The following is a 20,147-nucleotide window of genomic DNA, read 5'->3' on the forward strand; positions in this document are numbered from 1 at the left end:
TGCAGGAGATGCTGGCTGAACGCGGAGTGAATGTCGATCACTCCACGATTTACCGCTGGGTTCAGCGTTATGCGCCTGAAATGGAAAAACGGCTGCGCTGGTACTGGCGTAACCCTTCCGATCTTTGCCCGTGGCACATGGATGAAACCTACGTGAAGGTCAATGGCCGCTGGGCGTATCTGTACCGGGCCGTCGACAGCCGGGGCCGCACTGTCGATTTTTATCTCTCCTCCCGTCGTAACAGCAAAGCTGCATACCGGTTTCTGGGTAAAATCCTCAACAACGTGAAGAAGTGGCAGATCCCGCGATTCATCAACACGGATAAAGCGCCCGCCTATGGTCGCGCGCTTGCTCTGCTCAAACGCGAAGGCCGGTGCCCGTCTGACGTTGAACACCGACAGATTAAGTACCGGAACAACGTGATTGAATGCGATCATGGCAAACTGAAACGGATAATCGGCGCCACGCTGGGATTTAAATCCATGAAGACGGCTTACGCCACCATCAAAGGTATTGAGGTGATGCGTGCACTACGCAAAGGCCAGGCCTCAGCATTTTATTATGGTGATCCCCTGGGCGAAATGCGCCTGGTAAGCAGAGTTTTTGAAATGTAAGGCCTTTGAATAAGACAAAAGGCTGCCTCATCGCTAACTTTGCAACAGTGCCCCTAATCGTGTTCAGCAGAATAGCCGGAGGAAGTTTCCTACTGTCGATAAGAAAGGATTGGCACAGGGAGTGTGAATATCGAAACACCATCACAGAATAATGCCAGATAGAAATGCGATAGTAGGGTTGGATATTTAAATAAGGAGCATCCCGACTTAAAATGAATATGACTGCGTAACCAGGCGCAATAAAAAAAGCGAAAGAATCGCTTTTATTCTGGTTGTTTTTTCGAAGAGTGACCGTTTTCTGAGATGACAAGAAATAAGGAAGTCCTATGATCGCTAGCGGAATAGTTCAAAAACTGAATGCGCAAATGAATCAGGAGTTTTATACCTCAAATTTGTATCTTCAGCTCAGCCAGAGGTGCAGCGAGAATAGCCTTAATGGCACCGCACTATTTTTGCGTCATCAGGCGCAAAATACGGTGACGCAAATGATGCGCATGTACGAATACATCAAACAGAGCGGCGCCACGCCGGTGTTACAGGAGCAACACGCCCGGTGCGGTGAATTTTCCACGCTGGAAGATCTGTTTGAGCAGACGGTAAGCGATTACCAGAAGCGCATTAATGCGCTGACCTCTTTGACGGAAGACGCCCAGGCAGCAAACGATAAGTCAGCGATTAACTTCCTGAAGCGATACAGAAAAGAGGAAATCGTGGACGGGACGCTGTTGCAAATCATTCTGGATGAAGTCCGCAGCGCTAAAAAAGCGGGCATCAACATGCAGCAAACCGACCACTATCTGGTTGGCGTGATCGATCGCTATCACTAAATCAATTTCGCAGTACGAGGAGGTTTTACGCCTCCTCAGAAAATCTGTTTTACATCAGAAACAGAGGTTTATGCCAGTGAACATTTGATACCCAACACGTCATAGTGATTTTTTAACTTAGCGTTTTTATATCGTGCCAAAAATGTCTCTGCTTGTGTCTTTATATTAAGGAAGGTGCGAATAAGCAGGTCATTTCTTCCCAAGCTGACTCGCTGATTAAAATTTCGCGGATCTGGGCCGATTTTTTTCCCGCAAACACATCGAATCAGCCTATTTAGGCTATTTTTTCCACCATTTCTGGCGTTATTTCCGGTTTTTACTGAGATCTCTCCCACTGACGTATCATTTGGTCCACCCGAAACAGGTTGGCCAGGGTGAATAACATCGCCAGTTGGTTATCGTTTTTCAGCAGCCCCTTGTATCTGGCTTTCACGAAGCCGAACTGCCGCTTGATGATGCGAAACGGGTGCTCCACCCTGGCACGGATGCTGGCTTTCATGTATTCGATGTTGATGGCCGTTTTGTTCTTGCGCGGATGCTGCTTCAAGGTTTTTACCCTGCCGGGACGCTCGGCGATCAGCCAGTCCACATCCACCTCGGCCAGCTCCTCGCGCTGTGGCGCTCCTTGGTAGCCGGCATCGGCTGAGACAAATTGCTCCTCTCCATGAAGCAGATTACCCAGCTGATTGAGGTCATGCTCGTTGGCCGCGGTGGTGACCAGGCTGTGGGTCAGGCCACTCTTGGCATCGACACCAATGTGGGCCTTCATGCCAAAGTGCCACTGATTGCCTTTCTTGGTCTGATGCATCTCCGGATCGCGTTGCTGCTCTTTGTTCCTGGTAGAGCTGGGTGCCTCAATGATGGTGGCATCCACCAAAGTGCCTTGGGTCATCATGACGCCTGCTTCGGCCAGCCAGCGATTGATGGTCTTGAACAATTGACGGGCCAGTTGATGCTGCTCGAGCAGGTGGCGGAAATTCATGATGGTGGTGCGATCCGGCAGGGCGCTATCCAGGGATAATCGGGCAAACAGGCGCATGGAGGCGATTTCGTACAGGGCATCTTCCATGGCACCGTCGCTCAGGTTGTACCAATGCTGCATGCAGTGAATACGCAGCATGGTCTCCAGCGGATAGGGCCGTCGGCCATTGCCCGCCTTGGGATAAAACGGCTCGATGACAGCGGTCATATTCTGCCATGGCAGAATCTGCTCCATGCGGGAGAGGAAAATCTCTTTTCGGGTCTGACGGCGCTTAGTGCTGAATTCACTATCGGCGAAGGTGAGTTGATGGCTCATGATGTCCCTCTGGGATGCGCTCCGGATGAATATGATGATCTCATATCAGGAACTTGTTCGCACCTTCCCTAAGTCACCGGCGGCTTGCCTGCCACACATTGAACATTACAGACCAATTAGCACTTTGTCACCGGGGAAAGATGTAAAGATTATGTATAAATAGATTGGCTTAGAAGTGACATTTCAACTTTGGAGAAACAGGTGACATTTTAAACTTGCTTTAACAAAATTTTGGGACTGACCGAAACAAAAAGGCCAGCCCCGGAGGGCTGGCTATTCAGTACAGGGCAATGACAGGTTTCTTGATGCCGCAGGCGTGAGCGTAGCGGGTCAGTGTGTCGATGCTGGCTTTGGTGATGTTGTTTTCCAGGCGAGAAATAACCGGAGGTGTAACCCCCATGCGTTCAGCAACCTGCGCTTTTGTCAGGTTGTCATGCTTGCGCCATTCCGCAAGCAGCTCCCTGAGCTTTTCCTTACGTTCTTCTTCCTGCCATGCAGCGCGATATTCATCGTCCTGCATCCACTCGTTATGCAGTTCTTTATGGCTTACCAGTTTCATTAAGTACCTCCGCTAACCGCTTTTTGGCGAGATCGATTTCTTTCGCTGGCGTTTTCTGTGACTTCTTGATGAAAACACGGAGCATGATGATGGTATTGCCTTTGTGGTATACCCAGATTCCCCTGGCTATGTCCGTCCCCATCGTGCGGATCTCAAAAAGTCCATCGCCCAGGGGCTTCGTGTCCGGCTCCCGCAGTAATCGGGCGTCATACTCCAGTTTGCCGATGAGACGGTCAAACTTCACCCTGATTTTTACGGGTAATGCTGTGGCTTCTTCCCTGGCTTCCGGGTGATAAACAACGCTAAACATGTGACCTCCCATTTCTATTAATATTAACCTATAGGCTAATTTCAGACAAGGTAGAATTAACCTATAAGCTAATTTTGTTGGCAGTTATCGTGGCTACCCGGTCACTACCCTGTTAGCGTGAGTTTTCGTTCCACTGAGGAACGGGGATTTATGCGCGTTAGCGCATGTAAGGCGGCAGGATGAAATGACAGGTAGCACCGAGGGTTAGCCGCCGATACCAGTGAGGGATCGAAAGGGATCGCCTATCCATCCCTTCACCTTGCAAAGCCATATTCCGCTAAAAGCGGCTCAGAGGCTTTTGTGCGCGGTCGGAGTGGTCACAACAAGGGGACGTCTCAGAAAACGGAAAATAAAGCACGTTAAGCCCATTGCAGACTCTAGATATTGACGAGTACGTCGGGTTTTCTCTTGTTTGAGTTGCCTCTTGTGGTAAGATAGTAATCAATTACTATCTTACCAGGAGTGCTCGTGGACACCCATCCAAAGCATCTGCCGGCCGATGAACGTCGTGCCGTAACTGTCGAGTCCGTCGTGGCGCTTGCCGGTTCGCAAAACCCAAGCGAGATAACCACTGCGGCTATCGCTAAACACATGAACTTGACCCAGGGTGCGCTGTTTCGGCACTTCCCGAACAAGGAAGCCATTTGGCAGGCGGTCATGGAGTGGGTAGCAGAGCGCCTATTAGCCAGAATCGATCGATCCGCACAAGGAATCGAGTCGCCCTTGGCAGCCATGGAGGCGATGTTCATGAGTCATATCGAATTCGTAGCTGAGCACCCAGGCGTGCCAAGAATGATGTTTGGTGAGCTTCAGCGTGCCGAATCGACACCGGCCAAGCGCATGGTGCAAACCTTGATTCAGCGCTACGGCGAACGTTTGCATCGTCTCATCGAGAAAGGCAAGGCCAGCGGCGAGTTGTCTCCCTCGCTTGACAACGAGGCGGCGGCAACGCTGTTCATTGGCACGATCCAGGGCTTGGTCATGCAATCGCTGTTAGCGGGTGATGTGGGACGTATGCACCGCGATGCGCCGCGCGTCTTTGCAATTTATCGGCGTGGCATAAGGAGTGCGCAATGAAAAAGTTACCCTTGCAAGGCCGCACCCTGGCACTGCTTGCCGTCATCATTCCTTTGCTGGTGCTTTTTATTTATGTCGGTCTGCGATCAGGGCCGCTCGCCCCGGTCGCTGTGACGGTGGCAAGCGTGGAATCACGGGCTATCACACCGGCGCTGTTCGGCATCGGCACGGTGGAGGCGCGCTACACCTACAAGATCGGGCCGACGTTTGCCGGGCGCGTCAAACGCCTGGAGGTGCATGTAGGCGGCCAGGTCAAGGCCGGACAGGTGCTCGGCGAGATGGAGCCGGTCGACCTTGATGATCGGGTGCGCTCACAGGAGTCTGTATTCAAGCGGGCGGAAGCGGCTTTGCGCGAGGCAGAAGCCCGGCAAGCCTACGCGCAAACCCAGGCGCGCCGCTATGAGCAATTGTTTGCGGTGCGCTCGACCAGCGAGGAAATCGTCACCACCAAGCGGCAGGAACTGCAGATCGCCGATGCCGCCCTATCCGCCGCTCGGGAAGATATTGCCCGGGCACGCTCCGACCGCGAAGCACTCGTCGCGCAGCGGAGCAATCTGCGCCTGATCGCGCCGGTCGACGGTGTAGTCGCCGTGCGCGATGCCGATCCCGGCACGACCATCGTCGCGGGCCAGGCCGTGGTGGAAGTGATCGACCCCAAGAGTTTGTGGATCAATGTGCGCTTCGACCAGATCAGCGCATCGGGGCTGGCTGGGGGGCTGCCGGCTCATATCGTCCTGCGTTCGCGTGGTGGCCAGACCTTGAAAGGTCGCGTGCTGCGGGTGGAACCCAAGGCCGACGCGGTAACCGAGGAAACGCTTGCCAAGGTGACATTCGATAACAAACCAGAACCTTTGCCACCAGTGGGTGAACTGGCCGAAGTCACGGTTGACTTGCCGGCGCTCCCGGCCGCTCCACTGATCCCCAACGCTGCCGTCCAGCGTGAAGGCGATAAAGTTGGTGTCTGGCAAATCGTGGATGGTGATCTGCATTTCTCCCCGGTCAAGCTCGGCACTTCCGACCTCAATGGTTACGTGCAGGTGCGCGAAGGGCTCAAGAATGGGGACCAGGTTGTGACCTATAGCGAAAAGGCACTGACGGCGCGCAGCCGCATCCATGTGGTCGAGCATATCCCGGGAGTTTCACGATGATCAGCCTGGCCGGCCGCGACATTCTCCATGCCTGGGGGAAATTCGTCTTCACCGGCATCGGTCTGGGTCTGCTGATCGGCGTCACCCTAGTCATGGCTGGGGTGTACCGAGGCATGGTGGACGACGGCAAGGCGTTGCTCGACAACAGTGGCGCTGACCTTTGGGTGGTGCAAAAGGATACTCTGGGTCCTTATGCGGAGTCGTCCAGCCTCAACGATGACGTGTATCGCGCCATTCTCGCCATGCCGGGAGTCTCACAGGCAGCGAACGCGACCTACCTGACCATGCAGGTACGCAAGGGCGAGAGTGATGTACGCACCATGGTGGTCGGCATCGCGCCCGGTGCGTTGGGGGCTACACCCGGATGGCCTCCTTATCTCGTCGCTGGACGCCAGATCACGCGCGGTCACTACGAGGCTGTGGCCGACATCGCCACCGGCTTCAAACTGGGAGATCGTCTTGCCATTCGCCGCAATCATTACACCGTCGTGGGGCTGACACGGCGCATGGTGTCGTCCAGCGGCGACCCGATGGTATTCATTCCGCTCAAAGATGCCCAGGAGGCCCAGTTCCTCAAGGACAACGATGCCATCTGGCAAAGCCGGCGTCGCACCGAAGCCAACCCGGTCTTCAATCGACCCGGTGATCCAGGTTTGCTGGATGCCGTGATTGCTTCACAGAGCAGCAACGCGTTCGTCAATGCCGTGCTGGTCACTCTGAAACCTGGTCATGCGCCGGACGAGGTTGCCGAATCCATCCAGCGCTGGAAGCGTTTGACGGTCTACACCCGGGCACAGATGGAAGACATCCTCGTCGGCAAGCTGATCGCCACCTCGGCCAAGCAGATCGGCATGTTCCTTGTGATTCTGGCCATCGTTAGCGCGGCCATCGTTGCCTTCATCATCTATTCGCTGACGATGGACAAAATCCGTGAGATCGCGGTGTTGAAGCTCATCGGCACACGCAACCGAACCATCGCCGCGATGATCATGCAGCAGGCGCTCGCCCTGGGCGTGATTGGCTTCGTGGTCGGCAAGATCACAGCCACCTTTTCAGCACCGGCTTTTCCAAAATATGTCCTGCTCACGCCAATGGATTCTGTCGCCGGTTTTTTTGCCGTGCTCGTGATCTGCGTTCTAGCTAGCCTCGTCGCCATTCGCATAGCACTCAAGGTCGATCCGGCCGAAGCCATTGGAGGTTGAGATGAGTGGCAAAGGGATACACATCGAAAGTTTAAGCAAGCGGTATGGCGATGGTGACACCGCTGTCTTTGCCTTGAGAGACGTGAATATGCATGTTGCGCCTGGTGAAGTGGTGGGACTGATCGGCCCTTCCGGGTCCGGCAAGAGCACGCTGCTCAAGTGTCTGGGTGCGGTGATCGAACCGACCGCCGGTCGCATGACGCTGGGCGATGAAGTGATCTACGCCGATGGCTGGAAAGTCCGCGACCTGCGCGCCTTACGGCGTGACAAGATCGGTTTCGTTTTCCAGGCGCCGTACCTGATTCCGTTTCTCGATGTCACCGACAACGTGGCGCTGCTGCCGATGCTTGCAGGCGTCGCGAATGGAGAGTCGCGCGCGAAGGCACTGGAATTGCTCACAGCGCTTGATGTGCAACACCGAGCTCGCGCAATGCCCTCGCAACTCTCCGGTGGCGAGCAGCAACGGGTCGCCATCGCGCGCGGACTGGTCAATCGTCCGCCGGTGATCCTGGCTGATGAACCCACTGCGCCGCTGGATTCCGAGCGCGCCATGGCTGTAATCCGCATCCTCAACGACATGGCCCGGAAGTTCGAGACCGCCATCATCGTCGTCACCCATGACGAAAAGATCATCCCCACATTCAAGCGCATCTACCACATCCGCGACGGCGTGACCCATGAGGAAGCTGGCGAAGGGCGGGAGTTCGAATGAGAGAACGATTGAATTACAGGAGAATTTCATGACCCACCGCAAACACAGCCACGCATTTGGAACTATCACCCTGACCGTTACGGCCTGCCTGCTTTTATGGGGTTTTCAGTTGCCAGCTTGGGCTGGTGACGCTACCCAGGTTGAGCCACTGGCGCTACGCAAGATCATGCAGGAACTCGGGCGCAACATGCAGGCTATTACCGGTGCGATTTCGCAGGAGAAATGGGTTCAGGTCGTTCAGCTCGCCCCAAAAGTTGCTGCACACCCCGAGCCACCGCTTACTGAAAAAATGCGCATCCTTGCTTACCTCGGCGCTGATGCGACCAAGTTCAGAAACTTTGACGCGCAGACTCACGAGGCGGCGCTGGCCATGAAGCTGGCTGCTGCGAGCAGCGACGGCAAGGCGGTGATCCAATCATTCGCCCTATCTGTCCCCGCTGGGGTGGGAGCATATCAACCTGACCGGCGATTACCTATGGCGCAGCAGTGCCAAGGTCGGTGCGGGGAAGTTCAGGCCATTGCGACCGCTGCCACCGGCTTAGCGTGCTTTATTTTCCGTTTTCTGAGACGACCCCCTTATGGCAGCACTTTAAATTGAGTCTCATACAGTATCTGTTTTCTTTCTCTTCATCTCTCATGACCTGCTGCCCACTTACAGACTCCAGGGTAAAGCAAAAAATTCTCCACCGGTGAGCAGAGTATATTGCATATGCCAGTTTATGAGTGTATATATAGCATATGCCAATAAGGAGCCTTCATGCCAAGACCCAGAATTCCCCGTAACATCTGTGGCCGCCCTGCGGATACCTGTTTTAAGCCCAATGCGCGACCGATGAGCCAGCTTGAACATGTTCATTTAAAAGAAGATGAGTTTGAAGCGTTACGGCTGGTCGATTTACTGGGCATGCAACAGCAGGAAGCGGCTGTTGCAATGGGGGTTTCAAGGCAGACACTGGCCAATGTCCTGAAAGCAGCCCGTTTTAAGGTTGTGGACTGTCTCACTCAGGGCAAGGCCTTAATAATGCACTCTGAAAGGGAAGGAGTTACACAAGATGATCACAGCCATTCCAGTGAATGACGACCGGGTAGCAAATCATTTTACCAAAGCGAGTCACCTTGTCCTGGTGGATGAGCGCGGTGTGGAGCTCAGCCGGACAGAAAATCCCGCGCTGGGCGCAGATTGTTCAGGTAAACGGAAGCTGGTTGACCTGCTGGTTCAACAGCAAGTCAGCCGCGTTGTGGTCCGTAACATCGGGGAACGGATGCTGGGTAAATTACTGGGGCATCAGATCGCGGTGTACCAGACTGACTGTGGTCGTCGTTTGTTCACTGAACTGTGTGATCCGGATACCCGTGTTCTGACTGAACTGAATAAGCCGGAGCAGGGACGCCAGTCCTTTCATCATGAGGCGAAAGGGAAAAAATGCTGTCACTCTGACGGGAACACAGCAGAAAATGCGTGCCAGGGTGGGCGTCAGCATCATCACGGAAACGGGCGCTGTTGCCATTCATGAGTTTATTTCATCACGGGCGGTGATTTTTATCAGACCCGTATTGTGTATAAACCAGGAGCCGGAATGTGTGGAGGAGGCAGTAATGATGCCGGGGGAGCCCCTCAGCTGACTGAATTCCGGATGCCTCCCGTCAGTACAACCGGACGCTGAGCAGAAACAGATGAATTGTTATCTTGATGCCAGAAAGGCCCATACCTGTTGTATGGTCTGTAGTTCCCGCGACAACAACCCTGATACGGTGAACTTAATGTTTTCAGAGCACCCGGATGGCTCTGTATGTGCGGACTACACGGCCAATCACAGGCATCAGGGGTATACGGGTCTTTTACATGGCGGAATGACGAGTACCCTGCTGGATGCAGCAATGACTCATTGTTTGTTCATGCAGGGTGTGCAAGCCCTGACGGCTGAACTGACGGTAAGATTCATTTCACCCGTTTGTACCGGAGACAAACTGATGGTATGTGCCAGACTGCTTGGGCAACGCAGGGGGATTTACCTGCTTGAAGCATGGCTGACAAAAGGACAGCAGACAGTGGCACGTGCCACGGCGAAATTCATTGTTCCGTCGCAGGATATTGCTCTGGCGCATCGCTAGTGTGACAGACGACAGGTGTACCTGGTTATTATAAAAATTTGAGGCGTGTTTTGCTCAGACCGGAAAGAATAATCGCATATCGTATATTCCACTGAAACCGTGTAAGAGGTAGTTATGAGTAAACAAATCATTGATATTGGTATTGCTGAATCATCCCGGGTGGAGATTGCAGACGGTCTGTCCCGGCTTCTTGCTGACACCTATACCCTGTATATAAAAACACATTACTATCACTGGAATGTAACTGGCCCCATGTTTAATAGCTTACATTTAATGTTTGAAAATCAATACAATGAGTTGGCCACCGCCGTTGATGATATTGCTGAACGTATACGCTCGCTCGGATGTTTCGCGCCCGGCACATATCATGAATTTTCACGTTTAACTGCGGTTAATGAAGACAAGGATATTCCGGCAGCAAAAAACATGATTGAAAATCTTGTCCAGGGCCAGGAGACCGTGGTTAAAACCGCACGCTCTTTATTCCCGATCGTTAATAGTGGGAATGATGAAGCCACTGCGGATCTGCTTACACAACGTATCCAGTTGCATGAGAAAACCGCCTGGATGTTGCGTAGCCTGCTTGAATGATGTCACCCGGTAGCAGCAGAGATAAACAGTTTGTCAGCCACAGGCCATTTCTGACGCAGCAGTATCACTGCGTGCCTGTGGCTCTTTTATCTGACCGGAATAGGGGTCTGAAGCCCAGTCGTACGGAAACGTACGCTAAGTGTGTTTTTTAACCACTTCGTTTAATCCCTTACAGTACGGTTAGATATGTAAGCTCCTGTGGTTGCCGAAAAATACCCTCCGATAAAGAAAGAGGGCTGTTACCCGGTATAGATTGTTATGCACTCAAAAAAGTTGTGGGGTAAGCGAGGGAGGTTTATCTGTAGATAGCACAGGAGCAATTTTAGACCCCAGCAAATCAAATTGTGGTATTTTCAACGGCTGGATAGCTGAAAAGGCACTGTTCCCATTTGTTCTTGCGACATTTCTAGTAAACATCAATATCCGGCCAAGAGCATTAACACCATAGAAGGAGTCTTTTTCCTTTCGAGCTCCCCAAAAAATATCCTTCTCTGAATGCTCAACAATAAATTTATCACCTGTGGAGTCCAGTAAAAGATAAAATGAGTCCCAATTCTGACAAAGTTTTGAAAAAACAGCCCATTTCATAATGGATATTCGATTTGAATCCCATCCCTGTCTAGTGAGGTGTGTATTTTTTCTGGCAATTTTCTTAGCCATCATGGGATTCGATTCAGATAAAATTTCCAACTGGAGAGATGGATGATTTGGAAAACGACAAGCTTGATAAAGAATCTCGCTTGATTGAATTCGCACATTGTTCACTACCAAATCAAATCCAGCGCACATATTTGACAAACCGCCCCACTGTTCAGTTGTCTTTCTAAAAACAACTGATTCTGACGATTGGTAAGAATGACAAACCACAGTTTTCAAGCGTAATACCCTCGTCTTTTCATTAAGGGATACCAGCAGTCAATAGCTGCATTGCCTGTTTCTTCATAGCTCCCCCACCAAAAAACAAGAGGTGTATTGTTAGGGCAATTTCTATAAGAAAAAACGTTCCCGCCAAACCCAAAACCATGGTACGTACTAAATCCAAGAGGTTTCATTGATTTTTTAGGTGAAGCGCTCTTACTGATTATGTGGAAGCCAATGGATGAAAATATTTTCTCTATTCTTCTTCTATCCGACTCATTACCTAGAATACATTTATCATTAGAACCAATTCTAAAGAAATTAGGCCGATATAATTCTACATCCAGCAGACCTTTCTCCTCCAATACCTCATTGCAAGGAACCAGTTCAGGGAAGTAAGTACTTGTGTTCCATGAGTAACCGTTAGAAATTGAATTTTCCACATCACCCCAAAATCGTTTGTTGAAGTGAAAATCAATGTCAAGCCCATTGTCTTCAACAAAATCACACAGCCTTCTTTTTAAGTTATAAAAACCTTGTGAGTGAATGAGAAAAGCGACAATCCGTATATTCACTTTATCCAACTTCAGGTCATTTATAATTTTCTCAATGTCATCACCAATTAATTTACCAGAAAATGAGAAGTCATCTAAGTATGTTATATATCTGAATTTTGAGAAGTCAGACTTATCATCATCGAGAGATAGAACGGGAAGCGATAATTGAATCTCATCTAGTATGAAATTATTTAGTTTTTCTGTTATTTCCTCTTGACTGCCGCCATGAGATTGAATGCTGACAAAACAATCACTTCTAAAGTGTTTTTCGTTATTTTTATTTTTTGCTATACCTCGCAATAAGTTATCATAACGAGTTTCTGAATAATAATTTACAGAAAGCAAGTTATATGTGTGCTTAAGGACGAACTCTCTATCCTCAGGATCAAACTGCGATATCCACTTTTTGACATGAAGATCAATGCTTGCGATGGATTCTCTATCAACCACCTCAGGTAAATATTTATAGTCTTTTATTATTAAAGATATTTTTGAGATTATTTCATTAAGAATTCCGTTCATGCTTATCTCCAGTAATATATAGCCATGAAATGATTCCATGGAACATTTTGTAGAGGCTTAATAACCAAGTCTTTTTAATTCAGTGGCAAGCCTTTTTAAGCTTTCATCTAAATACTTCTCATTTTCGTTTAATTCTTTACCCATTAATGTTATGTGATGTTTAAGTTCTGGGTTATCAGTTGATCTGTTAACAGGAAAATCATCTAGTGACCTTAGGTTGTTGTCATTACGGCAATAGTCAATTGCTATGCAGACCAGAGATGCCAGGTCTATAACCCTGTGTAGAGGTAATTCTTCTGATTGACGGGACCATTTATCTCCAGGGTTTCGCCAAACTTTAGCTGACAATTCAGTCCATCCAGCTGTATTCCATTGAGCAATTCCAATTGAAAGCCCTTTTGCATCACTATCCCCGGCATAGGGCCCATCAATGTCATCATAATTTGGAACTTCAAGAATTGGTTTGTGCTTAAGGTGTGTTGGGATTTTCATTATTGCCCTTACTTAGTAATGTTTGTGAATTCTATGATTACATAAATCATAAACATTTGTAAAATGAAATTAATGTCAATATAAGCTATACCCTAACCTGACGTCAGGTCAGATAATGAAAAACTGTCAGAATAAAGTCACTTCGCCTATTTATTGACACAAGTAATTAAAGGTCATAGATTCTTTCCTGACACATTCAGTACTGGAGGCGTATGAAAGGTCAACGTATTGGCTATATCAGGGTAAGTAGCTTTGACCAGAACCCAGAGCGGCAACTGGATCAGTCTCAGGTGGATAAAGTCTTTGTCGATAAAGCATCGGGTAAAGATACCCAGCGGCCAGAGCTGGATTCACTGTTGTCATTCGTGCGTGATGGAGACATCGTGGTAGTTCACAGTATGGATAGACTGGCTCGTAACCTCGATGATTTGCGCCGTCTGGTGCAAAAGCTTACCCATAAGGGAGTCCGTATTGAATTTGTTAAAGAATGTCTGACATTCACTGGCGAAGATTCACCTATGGCAAACCTGATGCTCTCGGTGATGGGGGCTTTTGCCGAGTTCGAACGTTCTTTAATCCATGAACGTCAGCGTGAAGGGATCGCTTTAGCTAGGCTGCGTGGAGCTTACCGTGGACGGAAAAAATCACTGTCTTCGGAACAACAAATTGAAGTACGACAGCGGGCCAAAAATGGTGAGCAAAAAGCCCAGCTTGCTCGTGAGTTCGGTATTAGCCGTGAAACGCTGTATCAATATCTAAAACAGTCTGATTAACATCTTATTTTTATGTGATTTGTAGCCAGGGAGGCACTTTTGCCAGCAGATTTTTTAAACACGGAACAACGTACCAGTTATGGTCAGTTCTCTGGTGAGCCTAACGACATTCAGCTTGCTCGTTTCTTTCTGCTGGACGAAGTGGATATGGATTTCATTAACAACAGGCGCGGAAGGGCAAACCGTCTGGCGGTGGCATTGCTGATTGGCAGCGTTCGATTTCTTGGCACATGGCCTCATGACCTGTCAGCGATCCCGGTCAACGTACTGTGGTTTGTTGCCCGACAGCTGGGAATATCCGATACGGGTGTTCTGTCCGACTACTCCAGAAGAGAAACCACGCTGCGTGAACATCAGGCTCTGGTCCGTAGTCAGTATGGCTATCGTGATTTTTCGTGGCCATGGACCTTCAGACTGAGCCGGTTACTGTTCACCCGCAGCTGGCTCAGCAACGAACGGCCGGGTTTGCTTTTCGATCTGGCGACCAGCTGGCTTCTGCAAAATAAAATACTGTTGCCGGGCGTCACCACGCTGACCCGTCTGATATCCGAAATACGTGAAAAATCAGCTAGCAGACTCTGGTCTCGCCTGTCCGGACTGGCATCAGACGAGCAGGGATCATTACTTGAGGAATTGTTACAGGTGCCTGATGGAATACGCACCTCACGTTTTGACCAGTTAAGAAAGGGGCCTGTTGTCATCAGTGGGCCAGCGTTTAACCAGGCAATTACGCGCTACCTGAAACTTAAAGCATTTGGTATGCAAGATCTGGATTTCACCGGTATTCCTCCGGTGCGTTTCAATGCACTCGCCCGGTATGCGGATATGATTTCAGTGTACAAAATAGCCCGGATGCCGCCCGCAAGACGAACAGCGATGCTGGTTGCCTTTGTCCGTTCTTGCGAAATATCGGCACTGGATGACGCGCTGGACGTCCTGGATGGAGTTATTGCTGATATCGGCCGGGAGGCGAAAAAAATTGGGCAGAAAAAACGCCTGAGAACTTTGAAAGATCTTGATAAATCAGCATTAGAACTGGCAAATATCTGCTCGATGCTTCTGGATGAAAATGTCGACAGTGAATTGCTCCGCTCGACAATATTTGAAAAATTCCCTCCGGCCAGGCTGGCCGACACCATCACATTTATAAACGCTATTGCCCGGCCTCCTGACGCCAGTTTTCACGATGAAATGGTGGAACAGTATGGAAGAGTCCGCCGTTTTCTTCCCTGTTTGCTGGAAAATATTGAATTCAGCGCCGCTCCGGCAGGTGAAACAACGCTGGAGGCTATACGCTACCTTGCGGCGATCCGATCAACCCGGAGGCAGCATATTGATGATGCGCCAATGGCGATAATTACCGGCCCCTGGAAGCGACTCTGCTATGGCAAAGACGGTCATTTATCCCGACAGGGCTATACCCTCTGTGTTATGAATAAGTTACAAGACAGCCTGAGGCGACGGGATATTTACGTCGCACGGAGCGAACGCTGGGGAGATCCACGGGCTAAACTTCTCCAGGGTCAGGACTGGCAAACTAACAGAGTGCAGGTGTATCGCTCCCTCGGGCATCCCCTCAACGCTGGAGAGGCCGTCAATGCGCTGACCCGGCAGCTCGATACGGTGTACCGACAGGTCGCTAAAAATTTTGCTGATAATCAGGCCGTTTCGCTGGATTTCACAGGTAAACGCACGAAGCTGACCATTGCTCATCTGAACGGACTGGATGAGCCGCCGACGCTGAAGTTACTCTCAAAACGCATATCTGGCCTGCTGCCTGTTGTCGATCTGACCGAACTCCTTCTTGAAATTAACGCGCATACAGGGTTTGCAGATGAATTTACCCACGCAAGCGAAGCAGGCGCGCGTATGGATGACCTGACAGTCAGTATCTGTGCAGTATTGCTGGCTGAAGCCTGTAATATTGGTATGGAGCCCTTTATTCGACCCAATATTCCGGCGCTGACTCGTTATCGTCTGAGCTGGACCAAACAAAATTATCTCAGGGCTGAAACGCTGGTAAAAGCAAACGCCAGACTGGTTGATTATCAGTCTACCCTGCCTCTGGCTCAGAAATGGGGCGGTGGTGAGGTGGCTTCTGCGGACGGTATGCGATTTATAGCCCCAGTACGAACGGTCCATGCAGGTCCCAACCGAAAATATTTTGGTTCCAGCCGTGGGATCACCTGGTACAACTTCATTTCAGATCAATACTCCGGATTTCATGGCGTTGTCGTTCCTGGCACGTTGCGGGATTCCATATTTGTACTGGAAGGCCTGCTGGAGCAGCAAACCGGACTCAACCCGACAGAGATAATGACAGATACAGCGGGTTCCAGTGACCTGATCTTCGGTCTTTTCTGGTTGCTGGGCTATCAGTTCTCTCCCCGCCTGGCTGATACCGGAGCCTCTGTGTTCTGGCGAGTTGATAAAGATGCAGACTATGGTGTATTGAATGACATCGCCCGCAATGCTGCCAATGCCCGGAAGATAGAGCAACACTGGGATGACATGATGCGTATGGCCGGTTCTCTGACGCTGGGGACAATCCGGGCGTCAGTTTTGATTCGTTCGTTGCTGAACAGCGATCGCCCTTCAGGGTTAACACAGGCAATTATCGAAGCCGGAAAAATAAATAAGACACTGTATCTGCTGAATTATATTGATGATGAAGAATACCGACGTCGCATTCTGACCCAGCTTAACCGGGGAGAAAGCAGACATGCTGTCGCCAGAGCCATTTGTCACGGGCAGAAAGGCGAGATCAGAAAACGCTATCAGGACGGGCAGGAGGAGCAGTTGGGCGCTCTGGGGCTGGTAACCAATGCTGTTGTGCTCTGGAATACCATTTATATGCAGGCCGCGCTGACACATTTACGTGAGGAGGGCGAAACCCTTAATGAAGACGATGAATCCCGGTTGTCACCACTGCGCCATGCGCATATCAATATGCTGGGTCACTACACATTCACTCTGGCAGAGCAGGTAACAAAAGGACAGCTAAGGCCACTTAAGCAAGCGGAAGAGAGCGATGAATGGCCTCTATAATTGTCTATTGTCATGGCAACCAAAATACCAAATTGATTAAAAAACGTACTTAGCGTACGTTTTCGTACGGTTGGGCTTCAGACCCCGAATAGTATAAAAACCGATAAATCAACCAGTAAACCTGTGAGCGGGCAAGTGATTAAACAGTCCGGAAAGGGATTGCCGGCGGGTATATCCGAATCACTGTCGTTTTCCCGTTACAGTTTCGTCCAGGCACTTCATAGCCTCAACAAGTTTATGATCCACTGATAAAACGGTTTGCAGAGAAAGCAGAATCATATTATTCGTTGTTATGGTTTCCTTTACCTGTCCCGGCCTGCGGACAGTAAAGAGTATATAAGGTATTTAACAACGTCATGATCCGGTTATCCCCGATACGGTAATATACCATTTTACCAGCCCGTCGGGTCTCAACCAGCTTCAGGCGGCGCATGACGCCAAGCTGCTGAGACAACGTCGGCTGAGTAATCCCGACCGCCGCTTCGAGTTCGGACACATTCGCTTCTCCCTGGCTTAACTGGCACATCAACAGCAACCGGTCGCTGTTGGCTAGTCCCCGTAAAACATCCGCTGCCCTCAGGGCCGCATTTTTCATATCAGTCTGACGTTTTGTGTCTTCATTCATTTGCATTGATGATTTCTCATATTATGTGTTTTTATATAATATATTTTAGTATAATGATAGTGGCATAATTTTGCCACCGTGTTCGCCAGGTCTGCAGCGTCCAGCTGACCCGGGTAACTAATTATATCTGGCAGGCATTTTGCCCCGAGTGAACAGAGAGGATGTAATGAAAATAGTGATAGTTGGTGGTGTTGCCGGTGGCGCATCCGCTGCAGCCAGGGCTCGCCGGTTGTCAGAGGATGTCAGTATTGTTGTGTTTGAACGGGGAAGCGATGTCTCTTTCGCCAACTGTGGATTGCCTTATCATATAGGCGGAAATATTCCCTTACGGCAGTCACTTATTCTTAAGACTCCGGAGGATTTTAAATCCCGCTTTAACATAGACGTCCGTACCTGCCATGAAGTGACGTCAGTGGATCCGGTTAATAAAACTGTAACAGTTAATAATTTGATCTCAGGCGAGATCCATACCGAAGTATGGGATCGTCTGCTCCTCAGTACCGGAGCCGCGCCGGTTGTCCCTCCTTTGCCCGGGCTACAGCAAGAGGGAGTCTTTACGCTCCGAAATCTTACTGACATGGATGCTATCCTGGCGTGGATTGAGCAACATAACGTCGCTCACACCACGCTTGTCGGGGGGGGGTTCATCGGACTTGAAGTGATGGAGGCTCTGAGCGAACGGGGGATCCGTGTCACTCTGCTGGAGATGGGGGAACAGGTTATGGCTCCGGTTGATCCTGAAATGGCATCAGTCCTGCATCAGGAAATCCGGAATCATGGCGTGGATCTGCGTCTCAGAACGGCACTCACCGAGGTACTGCGGACAGAAACGGGATTCCGCGTTGCACTGTCTGACGGTGGCTTTGTGCAGACCGACATGGTTATTCTCGCCATCGGGGTAAAACCTGAGAACAGCCTTGCCACATTAGCCGGGCTCGAAGTGGGTAAACGTGGAGGCATATGTGTCAATGCTTGTATGCAGACCAGTATCCCTGACATCTACGCCGTGGGGGATGCAGTTGAAACACCTGACCTTGTTTTTCAGGAACCCGCTAATATTCCTCTGGCTGGGCCCGCCAACCGCCAGGGACGCATTGCTGCTGATAACATGCTTGATCACCACAGCCTTTACCATGGCAGTCAGGGGACATCCATTTGTAAGGTATTTTCGCTGAGTATTGGCAGCGTCGGTGCGAATGAAAAGCAACTGAAAGCCCACGGCACCCGATACGAGAAGGTTTACGTCCATGCTGCTGATCATGCCGGTTACTACCCGGGGGCAACGATGATCAGTCTTAAACTGCTGTTCAGCCCCGATACTGGCAAAATTCTCGGGGCCCAGGCGTCAGGGAAAAAAGGGGTTGATAAACGCATCGATGTCCTGGCTGTCGCACAGCGTGCGGGACTTACCGTCAACGATCTTGAGCATCTGGAGCTGACTTATGCTCCTCCTTTTAACAGTGCAAGGGACGTTGTTAACCAGGCTGGAATGGTGGCGGCAAATGTCATCAAGGGAGATACGGTCATCTGTCATGTCCGCGATGTGTTACAACGGGTACCGGGCAGTTATTGTTTACTTGATATTCGCTCTCCTGCAGAACTGAAACAATTTGGCGAATATCCTGACGCGCTATCCATTCCACTGGATTCCCTGCGGGAGAATCTTGAAAAAGTGCCTAAAGATAAAGAGATTTTTATAGGGTGCCAGAGTGGCCTGCGCGGGCATGTGGCATACCGTATTCTTCAGGCCCACGGCTTCAGGACATATAATCTGAGTGGTGGCTTTATAACCTGGCAGGCGGTAACGGAGTCAATAAGTAAATAAGAGATGAGGTGCCATACACATGGCACCCTGAATCGCCACAGGTTTAACAGTGAAGTGGTCTGCTGAATTTGTTCACCTGAACAGAGGTGTGGACTGACCCCGCACCGTTATAAGGACAGTTATGAAAAAAATAACTTTTCAGATCAGGCATATAATGTCAGATTCATGGTCACTATAGGAATGGCAAGGACTGGATTTTCATTTTGCAGCCATCAGGCTGCTTAGTTCAGAGATAGGTCTGTGTAATGCGTAACTTCGTGACTCGATTGAGAGTATGGTTTCCGCCCCCACTCATCTTATTGCTGTTTTTCGTCACTGATGTGTTGACTGCAATCCCGCGTTTTACCTTCGACATCGTGAATATAGTGCTAAGCGTGTTGCTGACCGGTGTTTGTATTACCATGATACTGCACACCGCTTGGCAGATGAGCACGAACGGCACGACGCTTAATCCGCTTCATCCGGATAGAACCACCAAGCTGGTAACTGTCGGTTGTTACGCATGGAGTCGAAACCCTATTTACCTTGGAATGAGCGGGCTCCAGTTATCCGTTGCTCTCTGCTTTGGCAGCCTGGTGGGGATACTTGCTGTACCGTTGTTTATGTTTGTAGTAGCCAGATTACATATCCATGTTGAAGAGGTACAGCTTCGAAAACGTTTCGGGTTGGAATGGGAACGCTATACCCAACGGGTTCGTCGCTGGTTATAGCAACCCCGTGGTGTTGCAGGAGACAAATAAGGGGTCAGTTTGGAGATCGGAAATTTTTGTACGTTAAGCACATTATTTAACCAATTAGGATACGTAAGTGATTGATTTATCGTCAGTGGCTATCGCTTTTAGGTTGTCGCTCTTGCTGTATCGCATTTAGGTTATCCGATTAAGACAAAATCCCCTGAAAACGCTGTATAGCGCGGGAGTACACCCTATTGCTACAGGTAAGCCTGTTCAAAAAACAGGCTTACCGTACAATAATTCTCTATATCCAAACTGACCCCT

At 50.0% G+C, this 20,147-nt stretch carries 22 protein-coding genes; 15 read left to right on the forward strand and 7 right to left on the reverse strand.

Annotated elements, in window-relative coordinates; all coding sequences use genetic code 11:
* On the forward strand, positions 1–614 hold a 614-nt coding region (locus ACMHLI_RS22585; protein ID WP_065189290.1), incomplete at its 5' end, for an IS6-like element IS26 family transposase.
* 326 nt (positions 615–940) lie between these two features.
* On the forward strand, positions 941–1,441 hold the full coding sequence (locus ACMHLI_RS22590; protein ID WP_001752509.1) for a non-heme ferritin-like protein: 501 nt from the start codon (positions 941–943) through the stop codon (positions 1,439–1,441).
* Between the two features lie 316 nt (positions 1,442–1,757).
* Here ACMHLI_RS22590 and ACMHLI_RS22595 read toward each other — a convergent pair whose 3' ends face one another.
* From ACMHLI_RS22595 to ACMHLI_RS22605, 3 genes are all read right to left on the reverse strand, one after another.
* Complete coding sequence (locus ACMHLI_RS22595; protein ID WP_016156491.1) at positions 1,758–2,738, reverse strand: IS5-like element ISKpn26 family transposase; 981 nt, start codon at positions 2,736–2,738, stop codon at positions 1,758–1,760.
* A gap of 277 nt (positions 2,739–3,015) precedes the next feature.
* Complete coding sequence (locus ACMHLI_RS22600) at positions 3,016–3,297, reverse strand: helix-turn-helix domain-containing protein (protein WP_000780222.1); 282 nt, start codon at positions 3,295–3,297, stop codon at positions 3,016–3,018.
* A complete protein-coding gene (locus tag ACMHLI_RS22605; RefSeq protein ID WP_000493286.1) occupies positions 3,278–3,607 on the reverse strand; it encodes a type II toxin-antitoxin system RelE/ParE family toxin in 330 nt (109 codons plus the stop codon). Before ACMHLI_RS22605 ends, ACMHLI_RS22600 begins: the two co-directional genes overlap by 20 nt.
* Positions 3,608–4,075: 468 nt before the next feature.
* Here ACMHLI_RS22605 and ACMHLI_RS22610 point away from each other — a divergent pair, with 468 nt between their 5' ends.
* The 9 genes from ACMHLI_RS22610 (at position 4,076) to ACMHLI_RS22650 (ending at position 10,449) form a co-directional block, all read left to right on the forward strand.
* Entirely contained in the window at positions 4,076–4,684 is a 609-nt protein-coding gene (locus tag ACMHLI_RS22610; RefSeq protein ID WP_004393990.1) for a TetR/AcrR family transcriptional regulator, read from the forward strand.
* Positions 4,681–5,832, forward strand: a complete 1,152-nt coding sequence (locus tag ACMHLI_RS22615; RefSeq protein ID WP_032430843.1) for an efflux RND transporter periplasmic adaptor subunit — start codon at positions 4,681–4,683, stop codon at positions 5,830–5,832. Before ACMHLI_RS22610 ends, ACMHLI_RS22615 begins: the two co-directional genes overlap by 4 nt.
* Positions 5,829–7,034, forward strand: coding sequence for an ABC transporter permease (locus ACMHLI_RS22620; RefSeq protein ID WP_022652303.1), 1,206 nt, complete (start codon positions 5,829–5,831; stop codon positions 7,032–7,034). The genes ACMHLI_RS22615 and ACMHLI_RS22620 overlap by 4 nt, the downstream gene beginning before the upstream one ends.
* A 1-nt stretch (position 7,035) precedes the next feature.
* On the forward strand, positions 7,036–7,746 hold the full coding sequence (locus ACMHLI_RS22625; RefSeq protein ID WP_004393997.1) for an ABC transporter ATP-binding protein: 711 nt from the start codon (positions 7,036–7,038) through the stop codon (positions 7,744–7,746).
* Positions 7,747–7,774: 28 nt separating this feature from the next.
* Positions 7,775–8,344, forward strand: coding sequence for a cytochrome C (locus ACMHLI_RS22630; protein ID WP_413531379.1), 570 nt, complete (start codon positions 7,775–7,777; stop codon positions 8,342–8,344).
* 159 nt (positions 8,345–8,503) lie between these two features.
* Positions 8,504–8,824, forward strand: a complete 321-nt coding sequence (locus tag ACMHLI_RS22635; protein WP_001137910.1) for a DUF134 domain-containing protein — start codon at positions 8,504–8,506, stop codon at positions 8,822–8,824.
* Positions 8,799–9,260 (forward strand): NifB/NifX family molybdenum-iron cluster-binding protein, encoded by a 462-nt coding sequence (locus tag ACMHLI_RS22640; RefSeq protein WP_000626969.1) that lies wholly within the window; start codon positions 8,799–8,801, stop codon positions 9,258–9,260. Before ACMHLI_RS22635 ends, ACMHLI_RS22640 begins: the two co-directional genes overlap by 26 nt.
* Before the next feature lie 247 nt (positions 9,261–9,507).
* On the forward strand, positions 9,508–9,858 hold the full coding sequence (locus tag ACMHLI_RS22645; protein ID WP_023135766.1) for a PaaI family thioesterase: 351 nt from the start codon (positions 9,508–9,510) through the stop codon (positions 9,856–9,858).
* Positions 9,859–9,972: 114 nt separating this feature from the next.
* Positions 9,973–10,449 (forward strand): Dps family protein, encoded by a 477-nt coding sequence (locus ACMHLI_RS22650; protein WP_072259269.1) that lies wholly within the window; start codon positions 9,973–9,975, stop codon positions 10,447–10,449.
* Between the two features lie 264 nt (positions 10,450–10,713).
* On the opposite strand, the gene ACMHLI_RS22655 is transcribed toward ACMHLI_RS22650, so the two are convergent.
* Genes ACMHLI_RS22655 through ACMHLI_RS22665 form a run of 3 tightly spaced genes read right to left on the reverse strand, consistent with a single transcriptional unit; the run spans position 10,714 to position 12,878 of the window.
* Positions 10,714–11,316, reverse strand: a complete 603-nt coding sequence (locus tag ACMHLI_RS22655; RefSeq protein ID WP_308298252.1) for an NADAR family protein — start codon at positions 11,314–11,316, stop codon at positions 10,714–10,716.
* A gap of 5 nt (positions 11,317–11,321) precedes the next feature.
* A complete protein-coding gene (locus tag ACMHLI_RS22660; protein ID WP_101984767.1) occupies positions 11,322–12,386 on the reverse strand; it encodes a hypothetical protein in 1,065 nt (354 codons plus the stop codon).
* A 57-nt stretch (positions 12,387–12,443) separates the two neighbouring features.
* Entirely contained in the window at positions 12,444–12,878 is a 435-nt protein-coding gene (locus tag ACMHLI_RS22665; protein WP_101984766.1) for a DUF6530 family protein, read from the reverse strand.
* 212 nt (positions 12,879–13,090) lie between these two features.
* On the opposite strand from ACMHLI_RS22665, the gene ACMHLI_RS22670 reads away from it, so the two are divergent.
* Both ACMHLI_RS22670 and ACMHLI_RS22675 read left to right on the forward strand, forming a co-directional pair.
* The gene (locus ACMHLI_RS22670; protein WP_101984765.1) at positions 13,091–13,651 is read left to right on the forward strand and encodes a recombinase family protein; all 561 of its coding nucleotides are present in this window, start codon (positions 13,091–13,093) and stop codon (positions 13,649–13,651) included.
* Positions 13,652–13,690: 39 nt separating this feature from the next.
* Positions 13,691–16,699, forward strand: a complete 3,009-nt coding sequence (locus ACMHLI_RS22675; protein ID WP_101984764.1) for a Tn3 family transposase — start codon at positions 13,691–13,693, stop codon at positions 16,697–16,699.
* Between the two features lie 280 nt (positions 16,700–16,979).
* Here ACMHLI_RS22675 and ACMHLI_RS22680 read toward each other — a convergent pair whose 3' ends face one another.
* Entirely contained in the window at positions 16,980–17,330 is a 351-nt protein-coding gene (locus tag ACMHLI_RS22680) for an ArsR/SmtB family transcription factor (protein ID WP_040115257.1), read from the reverse strand.
* A gap of 160 nt (positions 17,331–17,490) precedes the next feature.
* Here ACMHLI_RS22680 and ACMHLI_RS22685 point away from each other — a divergent pair, with 160 nt between their 5' ends.
* Positions 17,491–19,149: an FAD-dependent oxidoreductase gene (locus ACMHLI_RS22685; RefSeq protein WP_040115255.1), complete on the forward strand. Its 1,659-nt coding sequence runs from the start codon at positions 17,491–17,493 to the stop codon at positions 19,147–19,149.
* A gap of 245 nt (positions 19,150–19,394) precedes the next feature.
* A complete protein-coding gene (locus ACMHLI_RS22690) occupies positions 19,395–19,859 on the forward strand; it encodes a methyltransferase family protein (RefSeq protein ID WP_001243598.1) in 465 nt (154 codons plus the stop codon).
* The last annotated feature ends 288 nt before the right edge of the window (positions 19,860–20,147 follow it).

It is taken from the genome of Rahnella inusitata (assembly GCF_965118895.1).
Classification (GTDB): domain Bacteria; phylum Pseudomonadota; class Gammaproteobacteria; order Enterobacterales; family Enterobacteriaceae; genus Rahnella; species Rahnella inusitata_A.

Bases quoted from the DNA above. Each gene is read 5' to 3' on its own strand.
- ACMHLI_RS22670 (WP_101984765.1), top strand. From the start codon at position 13,091: ATGAAAGGTCAACGTATTGGCTATATCAGGGTAAGTAGCTTTGACCAG.
- ACMHLI_RS22640 (WP_000626969.1), top strand. From the start codon at position 8,799: ATGATCACAGCCATTCCAGTGAATGACGACCGGGTAGCAAATCATTTT.
- ACMHLI_RS22625 (WP_004393997.1), top strand. From the start codon at position 7,036: ATGAGTGGCAAAGGGATACACATCGAAAGTTTAAGCAAGCGGTATGGC.
- ACMHLI_RS22615 (WP_032430843.1), top strand. From the start codon at position 4,681: ATGAAAAAGTTACCCTTGCAAGGCCGCACCCTGGCACTGCTTGCCGTC.
- ACMHLI_RS22645 (WP_023135766.1), top strand. From the start codon at position 9,508: ATGTTTTCAGAGCACCCGGATGGCTCTGTATGTGCGGACTACACGGCC.
- ACMHLI_RS22620 (WP_022652303.1), top strand. From the start codon at position 5,829: ATGATCAGCCTGGCCGGCCGCGACATTCTCCATGCCTGGGGGAAATTC.
- ACMHLI_RS22690 (WP_001243598.1), top strand. From the start codon at position 19,395: ATGCGTAACTTCGTGACTCGATTGAGAGTATGGTTTCCGCCCCCACTC.
- ACMHLI_RS22605 (WP_000493286.1), bottom strand. From the start codon at position 3,607: ATGTTTAGCGTTGTTTATCACCCGGAAGCCAGGGAAGAAGCCACAGCA.
- ACMHLI_RS22665 (WP_101984766.1), bottom strand. From the start codon at position 12,878: ATGAAAATCCCAACACACCTTAAGCACAAACCAATTCTTGAAGTTCCA.
- ACMHLI_RS22600 (WP_000780222.1), bottom strand. From the start codon at position 3,297: ATGAAACTGGTAAGCCATAAAGAACTGCATAACGAGTGGATGCAGGAC.
- ACMHLI_RS22650 (WP_072259269.1), top strand. From the start codon at position 9,973: ATGAGTAAACAAATCATTGATATTGGTATTGCTGAATCATCCCGGGTG.
- ACMHLI_RS22630 (WP_413531379.1), top strand. From the start codon at position 7,775: ATGACCCACCGCAAACACAGCCACGCATTTGGAACTATCACCCTGACC.
- ACMHLI_RS22595 (WP_016156491.1), bottom strand. From the start codon at position 2,738: ATGAGCCATCAACTCACCTTCGCCGATAGTGAATTCAGCACTAAGCGC.
- ACMHLI_RS22680 (WP_040115257.1), bottom strand. From the start codon at position 17,330: ATGCAAATGAATGAAGACACAAAACGTCAGACTGATATGAAAAATGCG.
- ACMHLI_RS22635 (WP_001137910.1), top strand. From the start codon at position 8,504: ATGCCAAGACCCAGAATTCCCCGTAACATCTGTGGCCGCCCTGCGGAT.
- ACMHLI_RS22590 (WP_001752509.1), top strand. From the start codon at position 941: ATGATCGCTAGCGGAATAGTTCAAAAACTGAATGCGCAAATGAATCAG.
- ACMHLI_RS22660 (WP_101984767.1), bottom strand. From the start codon at position 12,386: ATGAACGGAATTCTTAATGAAATAATCTCAAAAATATCTTTAATAATA.
- ACMHLI_RS22685 (WP_040115255.1), top strand. From the start codon at position 17,491: ATGAAAATAGTGATAGTTGGTGGTGTTGCCGGTGGCGCATCCGCTGCA.